Source organism: Oceanomicrobium pacificus (genome assembly GCF_009833495.1).
Classification (GTDB): domain Bacteria; phylum Pseudomonadota; class Alphaproteobacteria; order Rhodobacterales; family Rhodobacteraceae; genus Oceanomicrobium; species Oceanomicrobium pacificus.
In genome coordinates, this window is record NZ_WUWG01000003.1 from 366,617 (window position 1) to 381,795 (window position 15,179).

Below are 15,179 nucleotides of genomic sequence, written 5' to 3' on the forward strand. Positions count from 1 at the left end.
ATTGTGCGGATCAGAGCTGTTCGACCGCCACCCGGTCCTTGTCGAAGGCCAGATGCCCGCGGATCGCCTCGGCCTGCGGCAGAGGATCCTCGTAGGACCAGACCGCATCGGCGATGAGCCCGCTCTTGGCGACGATCCCGTAGTAGCTCGCGTCTCCCTTGTGCGGGCAGCGGGTGCGCGTGTCCGACGGTTCGATGAAGGGCATCGAGATATCCGCGCGCGGGAAGTAGATGACCGGTTTCAGCCCCTTTTCGCGCAGTTCCAGCGCGTTGCTGCTCTCGCCCAGCACGGCGCCGCCCGCGCGCACCACCCAAGTGCCGGGGGCCGGCACGATCTCGATCACGGATTCACTCATTCATGCTCTCCTCTGTTGGGCGGACCCTAGCATGGCGCAGGGCGCGGCACCATTGGTGCGCCGCGCCTGTCACCCTATCTTCAAACTGCATCAGACCGGGGCGCAGGAGGCTTCTAGCCAGTCCCGCACCGCGCCGTCCACCTGCGGTCCGACCTCGGCCAGAACGCGGGCGTGATAGGCATCGAGCCATGCCCGCTGTTCGGCGGTCAGGAGCGCGGGCAGGATCATCCGCCGGTCGATCGGCACGAGCGTCAGCGTCTCGAAGCCCAGCATGTCGCGGTCGCCGCCATCGACGGGAGCGGGGGGCGTGACGACGAGCAGGTTCTCGATCCGGATGCCAAAGGCACCTGTTTTGTAATAGCCCGGTTCGTTCGACAGGATCATGCCGGGCTCCAGCGGCACGGTGGAGCGGCGCGACAGGCCCTGCGGCCCTTCATGCACGCCGAGATAGGCGCCCACGCCATGACCCGTGCCATGGTCATAGTCGAGACCGGCCGACCAGAGCGGACGCCGCGCCACCGCGTCGAGGTCGCGGCCCGCCAGTCCGGCCGGCCAGCGCAGACGCGACATGTCGATCATGCCCGCGAGCACCAGCGTGAAGGCGCGGCAGGCCTCCGGCGGCGGCGTCCCGATGGCCATGGTGCGGGTGATGTCCGTCGTGCCGTCGCGATACTGCGCGCCGCTGTCGACGAGCAGCACGTCATTCTCCGCCAATGTGCGGTTGCTGTCCTCGGTGACGCGGTAATGCACGATGGCGCCGTTCGGTCCGCTGCCCGAGATCGTCTCGAAGGAGATATCCTCCAGCACGCCCGTGTCGGCGCGGAACCCTTCCAGCGCGGTTGCAATGTCGATCTCCGTCCGCGGTCCGTCGCCGGCGCCGGTGTCGAGCCAGTGCAGGAAACGCACCATGGCCGCGCCGTCACGCAGATGAGCGGCACGGGCGCCGGAAATCTCGGCCTCGGTCTTGCGGGCGCGGGGCAGGGCGCAGGGATCGGCCAGATCGACCTGTTCGGCCGATCCCTCGCCCAATCGGTCGGCCACCCAGACGGGGGCGCTTTTCGGGTCCACGCCGACCGGTCCGGCGAGCGCGGCCAGCGCGGCACCGAACCCGTCCGGCGGTGCCACCGCCACGTCCGGACCCAGATGGGCGCGCAGGTCCGCGTCAAGCTTCGCGTCATCACAGAAAAGGGTCACGGCCGCGTCCGAGCCGATGATCGCGAAAGCATGGGGCACGGGTGTGCGCTCGATATCCGCGCCTCGGATGTTCAGAAGCCAGGCAATGCTCTCGGGCAGAGTCAGCACCATCGCGCTGACACCGGCCTCGCGCAGGGCGTCCGCGATCTCCGCGCGCTTGTCGGCATGGCTGCGGCCGGCCAGATCGTCGGGGTGGATCCGCACCGCACCTTTCGGCGCGTCGGGCTGGTCGCGCCAGACCCTGTCGATCAGGTTCGGGCAGGGCACGAGCGACACCTGCCGGTCCTCCAGCGCGTCTGCGAACCGGTCCAACTCGTCGCGCGTGTGGAGCCACGGATCATAGCCGATCCGCCCGCCCTGCGGCAGTTGTTCGGCGATCCAGTGGATCGGTCCGTCATCGAGAAGCGACGCCGTCTGGAACGCCTCCGTGTCGACCTGATCGGCCACCTGCAACGTATAGCGCCCGTCGACAAAGACGGCGGCAGTGTCGCGGAGCGCAACCGCAAGTCCGGCAGAGCCGGTAAAACCGGTCAGCCAGGCCAGCCGTTCGTCGCGCGGGGCGACATTCTCGCCCATATGGGCATCGCCGCGCGGCACCAGAAATCCGGCGACCCCATGTTCGAGCATCTGGTCGCGCAAAGCGGACAGCCGGTCCGCGCCCGTGTCCGGCGATGTGGTGGCTTGAAAGGTCTGGAACATGAAGGGCCTCCGTTAAGCAAAATCGCGCCGACGTGCGATTGCGCTATTTGAACCTGTTAGCGCCAGTTTCTATCATGGTGGCTGAGGACCCTGAACACCCAATCGTCGCCTGACGTCACGACCGGATACCACGCCCCATGCTGCTCCTGCTTTCGCTCCTGTTCTTCGCGCTTGCGCTCGTGCGCACGACATTCGACTGGCAGGCGACCGTGTCGCAGGGCGATGCGTTCCGCTTCTCCGACATTGGCGAGACGTGGTTTGCGTTGCACCCGTCGAGCCTGCAGATGTTCCAGCCTGCGGTGGAGCGCTATATCTCCGTCTGGCTCTGGGAATCGGTGCTGCAACCGGTGCTGCTCTGGCCGCTCGCGCCGGTTCTGGCCGTGCTCGGGCTCATCTTCTGGTGGCTCGCGCGTCGCAAGCGCCGGCGGAAGGACAAGTCGCCCTTCGCTGGCCGTTGAACGCGAGAGCCGGTCAGGTCAGCCGCGGGCGATGCCGCGGACGCGGGCTTTGGCGCGCAACGGATCGCTGTCGAACAGTGCGGCCAGCTGTTCGGTGATCGCGCCAGCGAGCTGTTCCACATCCGTGATCGTCACCGCGCGGTCGTAATAGCGCGTCACATCGTGGCCGATGCCGATGGCGATCAGTTCCACCGCTTTGCGCTTTTCGACCATCTCGATCACGTCGCGCAGATGCTTTTCGAGATAGTTGGCCGGATTGACCGACAGGGTGGAATCATCGACCGGCGCGCCGTCTGAAATGACCATCAGCACCTTGCGGGCCTCGGGACGGGCCAGCATCCGGCGCTGCGCCCATTCCAGCGCCTCGCCGTCGATATTTTCCTTCAGCAGACCCTCTTTCATCATCAGGCCCAGATTGGGCCGCGCGCGGCGCCACGGGGCGTCGGCGGATTTGTAGATGATGTGGCGCAGGTCGTTGAGCCGCCCCGGCAGCGGCTCGCGCCCCGCCTTGAGCCAGTCCTCGCGGCTCTGGCCGCCTTTCCACGCGCGGGTGGTGAAGCCGAGAATCTCGCATTTCACCTGACAGCGTTCCAGCGTGCGGGCCAGCACATCGGCGCAGATCGCAGCGATCGAGATCGGGCGGCCGCGCATCGAGCCGGAATTGTCCAGAAGCAGCGTTACGACCGTGTCGCGGAACTCCATGTCCTTTTCCTGCTTGAAGGAGAGCGGCGTGGTGGGATTGGCCACAACCCGCGCGAGCCGCGCGGCGTCCAGCATTCCCTCTTCGAGGTCGAACTCCCAGCTGCGGTTCTGCTGCGCCTGCAGGCGGCGCTGCAACCGGTTGGCCAGCCGCGAAACGGCCCCCTTGAGCGGTTCCAACTGCAGGTCGAGATAGGCGCGGAGCCGTTCCAGCTCCACCGGATCGGCCAAGTCCTCGGCCATGATCTCCTCGTCATGGGCGGTGCTGAAGACCTTGTATTCGGGATCGGCCTCGCTGTGCGGGGCGGGGGCGGGCTCCTCCTGCGGCGGGTCGCCATCCTCTGTCTGCGCATCCTCGGTCAGGTCGGGATCGTCGCTATCCTCCATCGAGACCTGGGCCTGCTGCTGGTCGGCCTGGTCGCTCGACTGGTCTTCGGGCGATTCCTCGTATTCGGCGCTCTCGTCTTCGTTGTCGCCGCTCTCGTCGGGCTGGTCGGTCTCGTCCTGATCGGTTTCCTGTTCAAGCTCGCTCTCATCCTCGCGCTCGTCAGGATCCTCGCCCAGCTGGTCGCCATAGCCCAGATCCTTGATGACCTGACGGGTCAGCTTCGCGAAGGCCGTCTGGTCGGACAGGTTTTCGCTCAGATCGCCGAGGCTCTCGCCCGCCTGGCTTTCCAGAAAACCGCGCCAGAGGTCGAGCACATTCTGCGCCCCTTCGGGCAGGGCGCGGCCGGTTGCCTGTTCGCGCAGCAGGAAGCCGGCGGCCTCGGCCAGCGGGGCCTGGCTCGCCTCGCTCATCTGGGCATAGCCGAGCTTGCGGCCCTCAGCCTCGATCTTGGCGTCGATATTGCCGGCCGTGCCGGGCATAGCGCGCGCGCCCATCGCCTCGCAGCGGGCGGTCTCCATCGCCTCGTAAAGGGCCGACGCGACCTCTCCGGTCGGCGCGTAGCGGGCATGGGTGCCGGCATCGTGGAACCGCAGCCGCAGCGCATAGGCATCGGCCGTGCCGCGTGCCAGCAGCACTTCCTCGGTGCTCATCCGGCGCGTCACCTGCGGCAGGCGCATCGAATCGCCCGCCAGCCCCGGCGGATCGACTGAATAGCTGACGGAAAGCTCGCCCTCGTTGGCCATGGCCTTGGTGGCTTCGGCCAAAGCCTTCTTGAACGGATCGGACGGGTTGTCGCTCTGCTTCATCGGGGTCCCTTCAGGCCGCCGCGTGCGGCGGTCAGCCGAGGCTCAGCGAGACGGCGCTCTCGGGCAGTTCCTCGTCAAAACAGCGCTGGTAGAACTCGGCAACGGTCTGCCGCTCCAGTTCGTCGCATTTGTTGAGGAAGGTCAGGCGGAAAGCGAAACCGACATCGCCGAAAATCTCCGCATTCTGCGCCCAGGTGATCACGGTGCGCGGGCTCATCACGGTGGAGATGTCCCCGTTCATGAAGGCCGCGCGCGACAGGTCGGCCACGGTCACCATCCGGTTGATGGTCCGGCGTCCCGATTCCGTGTTGTAATGCGGGTTCTTGCCCAGAACGATGGCCGCTTCGGCGTCATGGCTCAGATAGTTGAGCGTGGCGACGATCGACCAGCGGTCCATCTGGCCCTGGTTGATCTGCTGGGTGCCGTGATAGAGGCCCGTCGTGTCGCCCAGCCCGACCGTGTTGGCGGTGGCGAAGATGCGGAAATAGGGGTTCGGCGTGATGACCTCGTTCTGGTCGAGAAGCGTCAGCTTGCCCTCCACCTCCAGCACCCGCTGGATCACGAACATCACGTCAGGGCGGCCGGCATCATATTCGTCGAAAACGATGGCCGTCGGGTTGCGCAGTGCCCAGGGCAGGATGCCTTCCTGGAACTCGGTCACCTGCTTGCCGTCGCGCAGCTTGATCGCATCCTTGCCGATCAGGTCGATGCGGCTGATATGGCTGTCGAGGTTGACGCGCACGCAGGGCCAGTTGAGCCGTGCGGCCACCTGTTCGATATGGGTCGACTTGCCGGTGCCGTGATAGCCTTGGATCATCACGCGGCGGTTGTTGCGGAACCCGGCCAGGATGGCGAGCGTGGTGTCGGGGTCGAACTTGTAGGTGCTGTCCACCTCGGGCACGCGGTCGCTGCGGTCGGCAAAGCCGCGCAGGGTCATGTTCGAGTCGATGCCGAACGTCTCGCGGACGCTGATCTCTTCGGTCGGTTTCGCGGAAATGTCCAACATGCCGTCTGCCACTGTGTGAGGTTCCTTCACTCGCGCGTTTCGTCCCTTGCCTTGTGAAGCATCCGACCCGCCGGTGCAAGGGCCTGCCCCCGCAGCGTCACCGGGGCGTGAAACGGGCGGCGCGGGCAGGGGCCTGTCAGTCGCGGAAGGACCGGCTGACCTTGATCTGGTCCCAGGCCCAGACGACCTCCGCGAGCCGTTCCTCATCGTCGCGCTTGCCGCCGTTGAGATCGGGGTGCAACACCTTGACGAGCGCCTTGTAGAGCTTGCGGATCTCGCTCTTGGTCATGCTGTCATCGGCTTCGAGGATCTCGACCGCCTTGCGCTCGGTCGGCGGCAGTTTGCGGCGCGACTGGCCAGCGGCACCCGCGGCCGGGTTGATCGTCGCATTGTCGCCGAGAATCTCCATCGGATCGTCGAAGCCGAACCGCTGCCACGCGCGGCCTTCCTTGTCCTTCATCGGCTTGGTCGAGCGTTCCCAGACCTTGTCGGCCGCGAACTGCTTTTCCATCTCGCTCTCGGAATGGTTCTCGAAGAAATTCCATTTCTGGTTGTACTCGCGGATATGGTCGAGGCAGAACCAGTAGAATTCGTCCAGATTGTCCGGCGAACGCGGCGCGCGGAACTTGCCGGGATTGGTGCAGCCCTCCTTGTGGCAGGGCCGGGAACTGGTCTCCACCGCGCCGGACATGCCACGCCGGCGGGCGCGGCGCTTCTTGTCGGCCGAAACGGAGATGTCGAATTCAAACGGAGACCGCCTGTTCATCAGAAATGTCTTTCCGGGTCAGTTTTCGAGTCGAGGCGCACATACTAATGTTTTATGGAGTGTCGCCAAGACCCCATTCTTCACGGAAAGGCCAGCATGTCAGTCAGGGACCGGATCGAAGCCAAGCTGCAGGAGGCATTCGCGCCTGCGCATCTCGAAGTGGTGGATGAAAGCGACCAGCATATCGGCCATGCCGGCTGGCGCGAAGGCGGCGAGACCCATTTCCGCGTGACTATCCATGCTGCCGCTTTTGCCGGCATGTCGCGGGTGGCGCGCCAGCGTGCCGTCAACGCCGCGCTGGCCGACGAACTGGCGGGGCCGGTTCACGCGCTGGCGATGAAGGTGGAGCCGGCCTGACGGCGCTGCGCGCAAAAGCAAAACGGCGCACCATTGGTGCGCCGTTCAAATCCATCTCGTCGGTCAAGGTCAGTCGCGGCTGACAGGCCCGAGGCGCGGCCCCTCGTCCTGCGGCTCTGGATCGAGCGCTAGGGGGGCTGCTTCGCGGGCTTCGATTGCCGGCGCGGGCGTCGGCGCGGGCTCCGCCGGGGCGGGAGCGGCCGTCTGGGTCTGCGCCTGCGCGCGGGCCGGCACGTCCTTTTCGCGGCGGAAGACGAGCACGGTCTGGAACATCTCGACCTTCGACTTCATGAAGCCCGGCTTTTCCTCGATCGGAAGCGTTTCCGCGCGGAGATATTCCCAGCCGCCGAAGGTTTCGGCATTGATCGCTTCGGCAAGATTGTGGGCAAACCGTTCGGGCAGCGCTTTCACGCCCTTGACCTTCTTGGTCTTCCGCGGTGCGGCGATCACTTTATATTCGTAACTGGCCATCTCGGTTCCTGTGTCTCTGCTCTGCCACCCTGCAGTTGATGTGCCGGATCGGCGCGCGGCCCGCAAGGTCTTTGTCCCAAGGTGGGCGGGGTGCCGCCGGTCTGTCGCGGGGCTCAGAGCCCCAGTTTCCGGCGCACCGCCTCGTTCACCGCTTTCGGATTGGCCTTGCCGCCGGTTGCCTTCATCACCTGACCGACGAACCAGCCCGCCATGCTGGGCTTCTCGCGGGCCTGCTCGGCCTTGTCGGGATTGTCGGCAATCACCTGAGCCACGGCCGCGTCGATAGCGCCAGTATCGGTGACCTGCTTCATGCCGCGCGCCTCGACAATCTCGGCCGGGTCGCCGCCCTCGGACCAGACGATCTCGAACAGGTCCTTGGCAATCTTGCCCGAAATGTCACCCTTGCCGATCAGGTCGATGATGGTGCCGAGCTGGGCAGCGGAAACGGGTGTCTCCTCAATCTCCAGCCCCTGCTTGTTCAGCCGTCCGAACAGTTCGTTGATCACCCAGTTGGCCGCCTGCTTGCCGTCGCGGCCGCTGGCCACTTCCTCGTAGAAATCGGCATGGGCGCGGCGGGCACAGAGCACGCTCGCATCATATTCGGTGATGCCATAGTCGGTGACGAGACGGGCCTTCTTCTCGTCCGGCAGTTCCGGCAGCCCGTCGCGGATCGCGTCCACCCAGGCCTGTTCCAGCTGCAAGGGCAGCAGGTCGGGGCAGGGGAAATAGCGATAGTCATGCGCTTCTTCCTTGGACCGCATCGAGCGGGTCTCGCCCTTGTTGGGATCGTAGAGCCGGGTTTCCTGATCGACCGATCCGCCATCTTCCAGAATGGCGATCTGGCGCCGGGCCTCGAAATCGATTGCCTGCTGGATGAAGCGCATCGAGTTCATGTTCTTGATCTCGCACCGTGTCCCCAGGTGCCCGAAATCACCGGTCTCACGATATTTCTCGTAGGCGCCCGGCGCGCAGACCGACACGTTCACGTCGGCGCGCAGCGAGCCTTCCTGCATGTTGCCGTCGCAGGTGCCGAGATAGCGCAGGATCTGGCGCAGCTTGCGCACATATTCCGCCGCTTCCTCCGGTCCGCGAATGTCGGGGCGGGAGACGATCTCCATCAGCGCCACGCCGGTCCGGTTAAGGTCGACGAAGGACATTTCGGGGTCCATGTCATGGACCGATTTGCCGGCATCCTGTTCCAGATGGATACGCTCGATCCGCACCTTGCGCGCGATCCCCGGCTCCATGTCCACGAGCACTTCGCCCTCACCTACGATCGGGTGGTAGAGCTGGCTGATCTGATAGCCCTGCGGCAGGTCGGGGTAGAAATAGTTCTTCCGGTCGAACCGCGAGTAGAGGTTGATCCCGGCCTTGATCCCGAGCCCCGTGCGCACGGCCTGTTCGACGCAGAAATCGTTGATCACCGGCAACATGCCCGGCATGGCCGCGTCGACAAGGCTGACATTGGTGTTCGGCTCCGCCCCGAAGGCGGTGGACGCGCCCGAGAAGAGTTTGGAGTTGGAGGAGACCTGGGCGTGAACCTCCATCCCGATCACCAGTTCCCAGTCGCTCTTGGCGCCGGCAATGGTCTTGGGCTTGGGTTCGGTATAGGCCAGTTCGGTCATGGGGTCCCTCTGAATGCTTGGGTCAGCGCGGTTCTATGCGTTGCAGCGCAGCGGGGCAAGTCCCGAGAAACGGCCTGTGCAAGCGGGCCGGCTCAACCCGGATCGGCTGGCCTCAGAAGTGTCTGGCAATCGGTCGAGGCGAGCCAGTCAGCCGCCGGGTCGTGCAGGCGCAGAAGCAGCCGTGTCAGCCCCGGCGGGGCGGAGGATGCGGGGCGGCGGACGGGGCTCGTTTTCGGATAGATCTCGCGCCCGTCGCGGCGGTTCAGTTCCGCCCGCGGCAGCGGCATCGGCGATTGCAGGCCGGACACGGTATCTTCCGCCCGGCGGTCGGCGGAGCGATCGGTGTCCCGCCAGCGCAGAAGGAACCGGTCGGGGCGTTGCCGCACCTGTTCGGACAGCGGCAGTTCGGATTGCCGCGGGCCGAAAAAATCGTCCTGCGCAACAGGTCCGGGCAGGCCCTGATCCTGATAGTCGAACCAGACCAGGTGCAGCACCGCATCGGGCAGGTCCCAGATCAGCTCGGCTTCGCGCAGGCCGCGATCGGGGCAGCGGCGGTCGGGTGGGCCGAGCGTCGACCAGAGTTGCGCGAGCGCGGTTTCAAGCGCTGCCGGATCGGCCGCCGCGCGGCGGTTGTCGAGCAGCACCTGCCGCAGGGCGCCATCCTCGAACTGGAATTGCGCGGACAGGGTGAGCGGCCCGAGCGTCACGCCGGAGGCCACGATCGGCACGGTCATGCGGCCGGCCTCAAGCGGCGGGTCGGGGCGCTGGATGTCGGGCAGGGCGGCGGCGACCTCCGCCGCGGTGCTATTCCAGCAGATCCCGTTGGGCAGAAACAGGGGCTGTGCCGAGGCTGCTGTCGCCAGACAGAAGGCAAGCGCGGCGGCCAGACAGGGGACCGGCCACCGCGTGCGCATGTCAGGCGTCCAGCATCCGCGTGACCTTTTCGGTCATGTCGCGCGACAGGTTCGGTGTATCCGCGATCCGCTGCAACTGGCTCAGGATCTTCGACTGGCGACCTTCATCGTAGCGGCGCCATGTCTCGAAGGCGCTCGACAGGCGGGCGGCGGTTTGCGGGTTCACCGGATCGAGCTTCAGGAGCCAGTCGGCCAGAAGCGCATAGCCCGACCCGTCGGCGCGGTGGAAGCCGACCGGATTGGCAAGCGCAAACGCGCCGATGAGCGAGCGCAGCCGGTTCGGGTTCTTCCAGTCGAAATCCGCATGATCCGTCAGGCGCTGGACGACGCCAACCACATCCTCGGGCGGGGTGGCGGTCGCCTGCACGCTGAACCATTTGTCGACCACGAGCCGGTCGCCCTTCCATTTCTCGTAGAAACTGTCGAGCGCGCGCCCACCGCGGCCGAACCGGACAAGGATCGAGAGCGCGGAGAGCTGTTCGGTCATATTGTCAGCCGACAGGAAGGCCGATTGCGCAGCGCCCGCGCTGCTGTCCAGTTGCGTGCGCAGCGACAGGGTCCGCGCGGCCAGCGCGCGTTTGCCCGCGGCTTGCGCATCGGGCGAATAGGGTCCGTCGATCTGCATCGCCTCGCCGACCCGTTCCAGATCGGCCGCCAGCGCCTCGGCCAGATGCAGGTCGAGCGCGTCGCGGGCCCGGAAGATCGCATCCGGATCGGCGGCATGGCCATCGGCAGCAATGGCCATGGACAGCGCGTCCTCGGACGGTAGCGACAGGGCGAAGGCCCGGAACGCCGGGTCAAGCCGGTCATCTGTCAGGATCGCGCGCGCGGCTTCGGCATAGGCCGGATCGAAGGGCGCATTGTCGATCACTTTGCGCTTGATGAGGTCACGGGCAAAGTCCCGCGCCGCTTCCCATTTGTTGAAACTGTCCGTGTCATGGGCCATCAGGAAGGCGCGTTCGGCATTGTCCGTCTCGCGCTTCAGGATCACGGGGGCCGAGAAGCCGCGCAACAGCGACGGGACCGGCTTTTCCGGAAGCTCCACGGTCAGGCTCTGTTCGGCCTCGGTCATCTCGAACAGCCCCGGTTCGCCAATTTCCGCCCCGCTGGCGCCAAGGAACCCGTAGGCAATCGGGATCACCATCGGCTTCTTGTCGGGCTGTCCGGGTGTCGGCGGCACGGTCTGGCGGAAGGTGAGCGTGTAGCGCCCATCCGCGTAGCTGTCCGTCACGTCCAGTTCCGGCGTGCCCGCCTGATGATACCAGAGCGCGAATTGCGACAGGTCGCGGCCGGTCGCATCCTCGAACACCTGAATCCAGTCCTCGATCGTGCAGGCCTGCCCGTCATGTTGGTTGAAGTAGAGGTCGAGCGCCTTGCGGTAGCCGTCATCACCGACGAGGCGGTGGAGCATGCCGATGACCTCGGCGCCCTTCTCGTAGACGGTGGCCGTGTAGAAATTGTTGATCTCGATATAGGCGTCGGGGCGCACCGGATGGGCCAGCGGGCCGGCATCCTCACGGAACTGGCGGGCGCGCAACTGCACCACATCGGAGATGCGCTTGACTGCGTGGCTGCGCATGTCGCCGGAAAACTGCTGGTCACGATAGACCGTCAACCCTTCCTTCAGGCAGAGCTGGAACCAGTCGCGGCAGGTGATCCGGTTGCCGGTCCAGTTGTGGAAATATTCATGCGCGATGATCCCCTCGATCAACTCGTAATCGGTATCGGTCGCTGTTTCGGGCGAGGCGAGCACATATTTGGAGTTGAAGATGTTCAGCCCCTTGTTCTCCATCGCACCCATGTTGAAATCGTCGACCGCCACGATCATGAACAGGTCGAGATCATATTCCCGGCCATAGACTTCCTCGTCCCAGCGCATGGAGCGTTTGAGCGCGTCCATCGCATAGTCGCAGCGGTCCTCGTCCCCCGGGCGGACATAGATTTTCAGCGCAACTTCGCGGCCTGAAGCGGTTGTAAACGTGTCATCCACCGAGACCAGGTCACCGGCGACCAGCGCGAACAGGTAGGCGGGCTTCGGCCAGGGATCGTGCCATTCCGCCCAGCCATCGCCGCTGTCCACCGGATTGCCGTTCGACAGAAGCACCGGCGCATCGCCCTCGATCCGCACCGTGAACGGGGCCATCACATCCGGACGGTCGGGATAGTAGGTGATTTTCCGGAAACCCTCGGCCTCGCACTGGGTGCAATACATGCCGTTCGACATGTAGAGCCCTTCGAGCGACTGGTTCGATTTCGGGTCCAGTTCTGTCACGCATTCCCAGTCGAACCCGTCCTGCGGCACATGATCGGCGGCAACGGTCAGGGTCTCATCGCCCGTGCTGATCGCGTTCTGCGGCACGTCCGTGCCGTCGATCCGGGCCGACACGCGCGTGAGCTCCTTGCCGTTCAGTTCCAGATCGAGCGTGCCTGCGGGGGCATCGGGGTTGCGGGTGAACCGAACCTTGGCCGTCACCCGTGTGGCATCCGGTTCCAGCTTGAAGGTCAGATGAACGCGCTCCACAAGGAAATTGGCCGGACGGTAGTCCGACAGGCGGATCGTCTGGGGTGCGGGCTGGTCCATCTCTCACTCCGGATCTGCGGCCGGGTCGGGTGCCGGGCCGGTGAAACTGTCTATGCGCAACCTAGACCAGATGGGCGCGAGTTCAATGGGGCAGCGCCGCTGCCCCGACGGGAGGGGCGGGCGCATCGACACCCGATCCGATGCAACCATTCTGTTGCCGATAGGAAACTTTGCCCTTATCCCTCGTGCTGACATGGCATTTGAGGGAGACGGAGCATGGGCAACCGGGTCGAGCGCAACGGGTTTCAGGTAGACGGGGCCCTTGCGGCTTTCATCGAGAACGAGGCCCTGCCGGGCAGCGGGATCGACGCGGACTGGTTCTGGACCGGTCTGGCCGGGCTTCTGACCGGCAAGAGCCCGAAAAACCGCGCCCTGCTGGAACGTCGCGCGGCATTGCAGGCGCAGATCGATGCCTGGCATCGCGACCGCGCCGGCAAGGAGATCGATCCTGCCGAATACCGGTCCTTCCTGTCAGAGATCGGGTATCTGGTGCCGCCGGGTCCGGCCTTCGAGATCGACACGTCGAATGTCGATCCCGAGATCGCGACCATCGCCGGCCCGCAGCTGGTCGTGCCGGTTATGAATGCCCGCTATGTGCTGAATGCCGCCAATGCCCGCTGGGGCAGCCTTTACGACGCACTTTACGGTACAGATGCGATGGGCGACCTGCCATCGGGCAAGGGCTATGATCCGGCCCGCGGCGCGCGGGTCATCGCCTGGGCGCGTGACTTTCTCGACCGGTCCGCGCCGCTGGCGGGCGGTAGCTGGGCCGATGTGACGGGGCTGCGGGTCGCGGACGGCATCCTCTTGGTCGATGGGCCGCATGGCGAGACGGGGCTGGCCAATCCGGGCCAGTTCGTGGGCTTCAGCGAAGGCGGCGACGTGCCGCTGGCCGTGCTCCTGAAACGCAACGGGCTGCATGTCGAGATCCGCATCGATCCCGCCAGCCGCATCGGCCAGGACGATCCGGCCGGCATTGCTGATGTCTGGCTGGAAGCGGCGATCTCCACCATCATGGATTGCGAGGACAGTGTCGCGGCGGTCGACGGGCCGGACAAGGCGCTGGCCTATCGCAACTGGCTGGGGCTGATGAAGGGCGACCTGACCGAAGAGGTCACCAAGGGCGGCAGCACATTCACCCGCAAGCTGAACGGAGACCGCAGCTATACCGGACCGGATGGGGCGGGGTTCACGCTCAAGGGGCGCTCGCTCATGCTGGTGCGCAATGTCGGACATCTGATGACCACGCCTGCTGTGAGGGATGCCGATGGGGCCGAGGTGCCCGAGGGGCTTCTCGATGCGCTTTGCACGGTGCTTTGCGCGTTGCATGACTTGAAGAAAAAGGATGGTGCGCGCAATTCGACCGAAGGCTCGGTCTATGTCGTGAAACCCAAGATGCACGGCCCCGAGGAGGTTGCCTTCACCGACGAGATCTTCACCGAAGTGGAAGAGATCCTCGGCCTGCCGCGCTATACCGTCAAGATCGGGATCATGGACGAGGAACGCCGCACGACGGTCAATCTCGCCGAATGTATCCGCGCCGCGCGCCACCGTGTCGCCTTCATCAACACGGGCTTCCTTGACCGGACGGGCGACGAGATCCACACCTCGATGGAAGCCGGTCCGATGATCCGCAAGGCGGAGATGAAATCGACGCCGTGGATCGCGGCCTACGAGGACAATAATGTCGATGTCGGTCTGGCCTGCGGGCTGCGCGGCCGTGCCCAGATCGGCAAGGGCATGTGGGCGATGCCGGACCTGATGGCCGATATGCTGGAACAGAAGATCGGCCACCCCCAGTCGGGCGCCAATTGCGCCTGGGTGCCCAGCCCGACCGCGGCAACGCTCCATGCCACCCACTATCACGCGGTGGATGTGGCCGCGCGGCAGGCAGAACTCGCCGCCGGCGGCGCGCGGGCCGACCTGTCCGACATCCTGACCATTCCGGTCGCTCGCGGCGCCAACTGGTCGGATGCGGATATCCGCGCCGAGATGGAAAACAATGCGCAGGGTATTCTGGGTTATGTGGTGCGCTGGGTCGATCAGGGGGTCGGCTGCTCCAAGGTGCCCGACATCAACGATGTCGGCCTGATGGAGGACCGCGCCACCTGCCGTATCTCCTCGCAGCATATGGCCAACTGGCTGCATCATGGCGTGATCTCGGAAGCCGAGGTGATGGAGGTCATGAAGCGCATGGCTGCCGTTGTGGATGCGCAGAATGACGGCGATCCGACCTACAGCCCGATGGCGCCCGGATTTGATGGTCCGGCGTTCCGCGCCGCCTGCGATCTGGTGCTGAAGGGCGTGGAACAGCCGAGCGGCTATACCGAACCGCTCCTGCATCACTACCGCCAGATCGCCAAAGGCGCAGCATGAGCGCAGCCCTGACACTCGCGGAAGCGAAATCGGTGATTGCCGCGGTGCAGGCGCACGGTCGGGCAGAACGGATGGAGCCGTTGTCGGTACTTGTGCTCGATGCCGGGGGGCATCCGCTCGCGTTCGAACGCGGCGACGGCACGCCGCCCGGCCATTTCACCATCGCGCAGGCGAAGGCGCACGGCTGCCTGATGATCCATGCGGGCGGCACAGCGATCGAGGAACGGGCGGCCGCGGGCGATCCGTTCATGCAGGCCGCGCCGACGCTCTTTGGCGGCCGTTTCGTGGCCTGCCGCGGCGGCATGCTGATCCTGCGGGACGGCACGGTTGTGGGCGCGCTGGGCGTGACCGGTGATACGTCGGAAAACGACCTTGCCGCCGGTCTTGCGGGGCTCGACGCCTGCGGCTTCGGCGCCGAAGGCTGAGCCGCGTCACAAGCGCCTCTCGACCGGCGGGGCGCGCGGCGTTACTCTGCCGGTCACTT

The 15,179-nt window shown here is 65.6% G+C and carries 13 protein-coding genes; 4 read left to right on the plus strand and 9 right to left on the minus strand.

Annotated features, from left to right (window positions below; genetic code table 11):
* Window positions 1–10: 10 nt before the first annotated feature.
* Window positions 11–355 carry a DUF427 domain-containing protein gene (locus tag GSH16_RS08265; RefSeq protein WP_160853920.1) on the minus strand — a complete coding sequence of 115 codons (345 nt, stop codon included), beginning with the start codon at window positions 353–355 and terminating at the stop codon, window positions 11–13.
* A gap of 90 nt (window positions 356–445) precedes the next feature.
* Window positions 446–2,248 carry an aminopeptidase P family protein gene (locus GSH16_RS08270; RefSeq protein WP_160853922.1) on the minus strand — a complete coding sequence of 601 codons (1,803 nt, stop codon included), beginning with the start codon at window positions 2,246–2,248 and terminating at the stop codon, window positions 446–448.
* Between the two features lie 137 nt (window positions 2,249–2,385).
* Here GSH16_RS08270 and GSH16_RS08275 point away from each other — a divergent pair, with 137 nt between their 5' ends.
* Window positions 2,386–2,706, plus strand: a complete 321-nt coding sequence (locus GSH16_RS08275; RefSeq protein ID WP_160853924.1) for a hypothetical protein — start codon at window positions 2,386–2,388, stop codon at window positions 2,704–2,706.
* An 18-nt stretch (window positions 2,707–2,724) separates the two neighbouring features.
* Here GSH16_RS08275 and cobT read toward each other — a convergent pair whose 3' ends face one another.
* The 3 genes from cobT to GSH16_RS08290 form a co-directional block, all read right to left on the minus strand.
* Entirely contained in the window at window positions 2,725–4,599 is a 1,875-nt protein-coding gene (gene cobT / locus GSH16_RS08280; RefSeq protein WP_160853926.1) for a cobaltochelatase subunit CobT, read from the minus strand.
* A gap of 31 nt (window positions 4,600–4,630) precedes the next feature.
* A complete protein-coding gene (cobS, locus tag GSH16_RS08285) occupies window positions 4,631–5,617 on the minus strand; it encodes a cobaltochelatase subunit CobS (RefSeq protein WP_160853928.1) in 987 nt (328 codons plus the stop codon).
* Window positions 5,618–5,741: 124 nt separating this feature from the next.
* Window positions 5,742–6,371: a J domain-containing protein gene (locus GSH16_RS08290; RefSeq protein WP_160853930.1), complete on the minus strand. Its 630-nt coding sequence runs from the start codon at window positions 6,369–6,371 to the stop codon at window positions 5,742–5,744.
* Window positions 6,372–6,467: 96 nt separating this feature from the next.
* Here GSH16_RS08290 and GSH16_RS08295 point away from each other — a divergent pair, with 96 nt between their 5' ends.
* Window positions 6,468–6,728, plus strand: a complete 261-nt coding sequence (locus GSH16_RS08295) for a BolA family protein (RefSeq protein ID WP_160853932.1) — start codon at window positions 6,468–6,470, stop codon at window positions 6,726–6,728.
* A 69-nt stretch (window positions 6,729–6,797) separates the two neighbouring features.
* Here the strand turns inward: GSH16_RS08295 and GSH16_RS08300 are convergent, their stop codons facing one another.
* The 4 genes from GSH16_RS08300 to pepN all read right to left on the minus strand — a co-directional run bounded on the left by GSH16_RS08300 (window position 6,798) and on the right by pepN (window position 12,319).
* Window positions 6,798–7,199 carry a DUF4177 domain-containing protein gene (locus GSH16_RS08300; protein WP_160853934.1) on the minus strand — a complete coding sequence of 134 codons (402 nt, stop codon included), beginning with the start codon at window positions 7,197–7,199 and terminating at the stop codon, window positions 6,798–6,800.
* Window positions 7,200–7,312: 113 nt separating this feature from the next.
* On the minus strand, window positions 7,313–8,824 hold the full coding sequence (gatB, locus tag GSH16_RS08305; protein WP_160853936.1) for an Asp-tRNA(Asn)/Glu-tRNA(Gln) amidotransferase subunit GatB: 1,512 nt from the start codon (window positions 8,822–8,824) through the stop codon (window positions 7,313–7,315).
* Between the two features lie 92 nt (window positions 8,825–8,916).
* Window positions 8,917–9,738, minus strand: coding sequence for a hypothetical protein (locus GSH16_RS08310; RefSeq protein WP_160853938.1), 822 nt, complete (start codon window positions 9,736–9,738; stop codon window positions 8,917–8,919).
* Window position 9,739: 1 nt separating this feature from the next.
* The gene (gene pepN, locus GSH16_RS08315) at window positions 9,740–12,319 is read right to left on the minus strand and encodes an aminopeptidase N (RefSeq protein ID WP_160853940.1); all 2,580 of its coding nucleotides are present in this window, start codon (window positions 12,317–12,319) and stop codon (window positions 9,740–9,742) included.
* 216 nt (window positions 12,320–12,535) lie between these two features.
* On the opposite strand from pepN, the gene GSH16_RS08320 reads away from it, so the two are divergent.
* Both GSH16_RS08320 and GSH16_RS08325 read left to right on the plus strand, forming a co-directional pair.
* Window positions 12,536–14,695 (plus strand): malate synthase G, encoded by a 2,160-nt coding sequence (locus GSH16_RS08320; protein WP_160853942.1) that lies wholly within the window; start codon window positions 12,536–12,538, stop codon window positions 14,693–14,695.
* Window positions 14,692–15,120, plus strand: coding sequence for a GlcG/HbpS family heme-binding protein (locus tag GSH16_RS08325; RefSeq protein ID WP_160853944.1), 429 nt, complete (start codon window positions 14,692–14,694; stop codon window positions 15,118–15,120). Before GSH16_RS08320 ends, GSH16_RS08325 begins: the two co-directional genes overlap by 4 nt.
* Window positions 15,121–15,179: the final 59 nt, after the last annotated feature.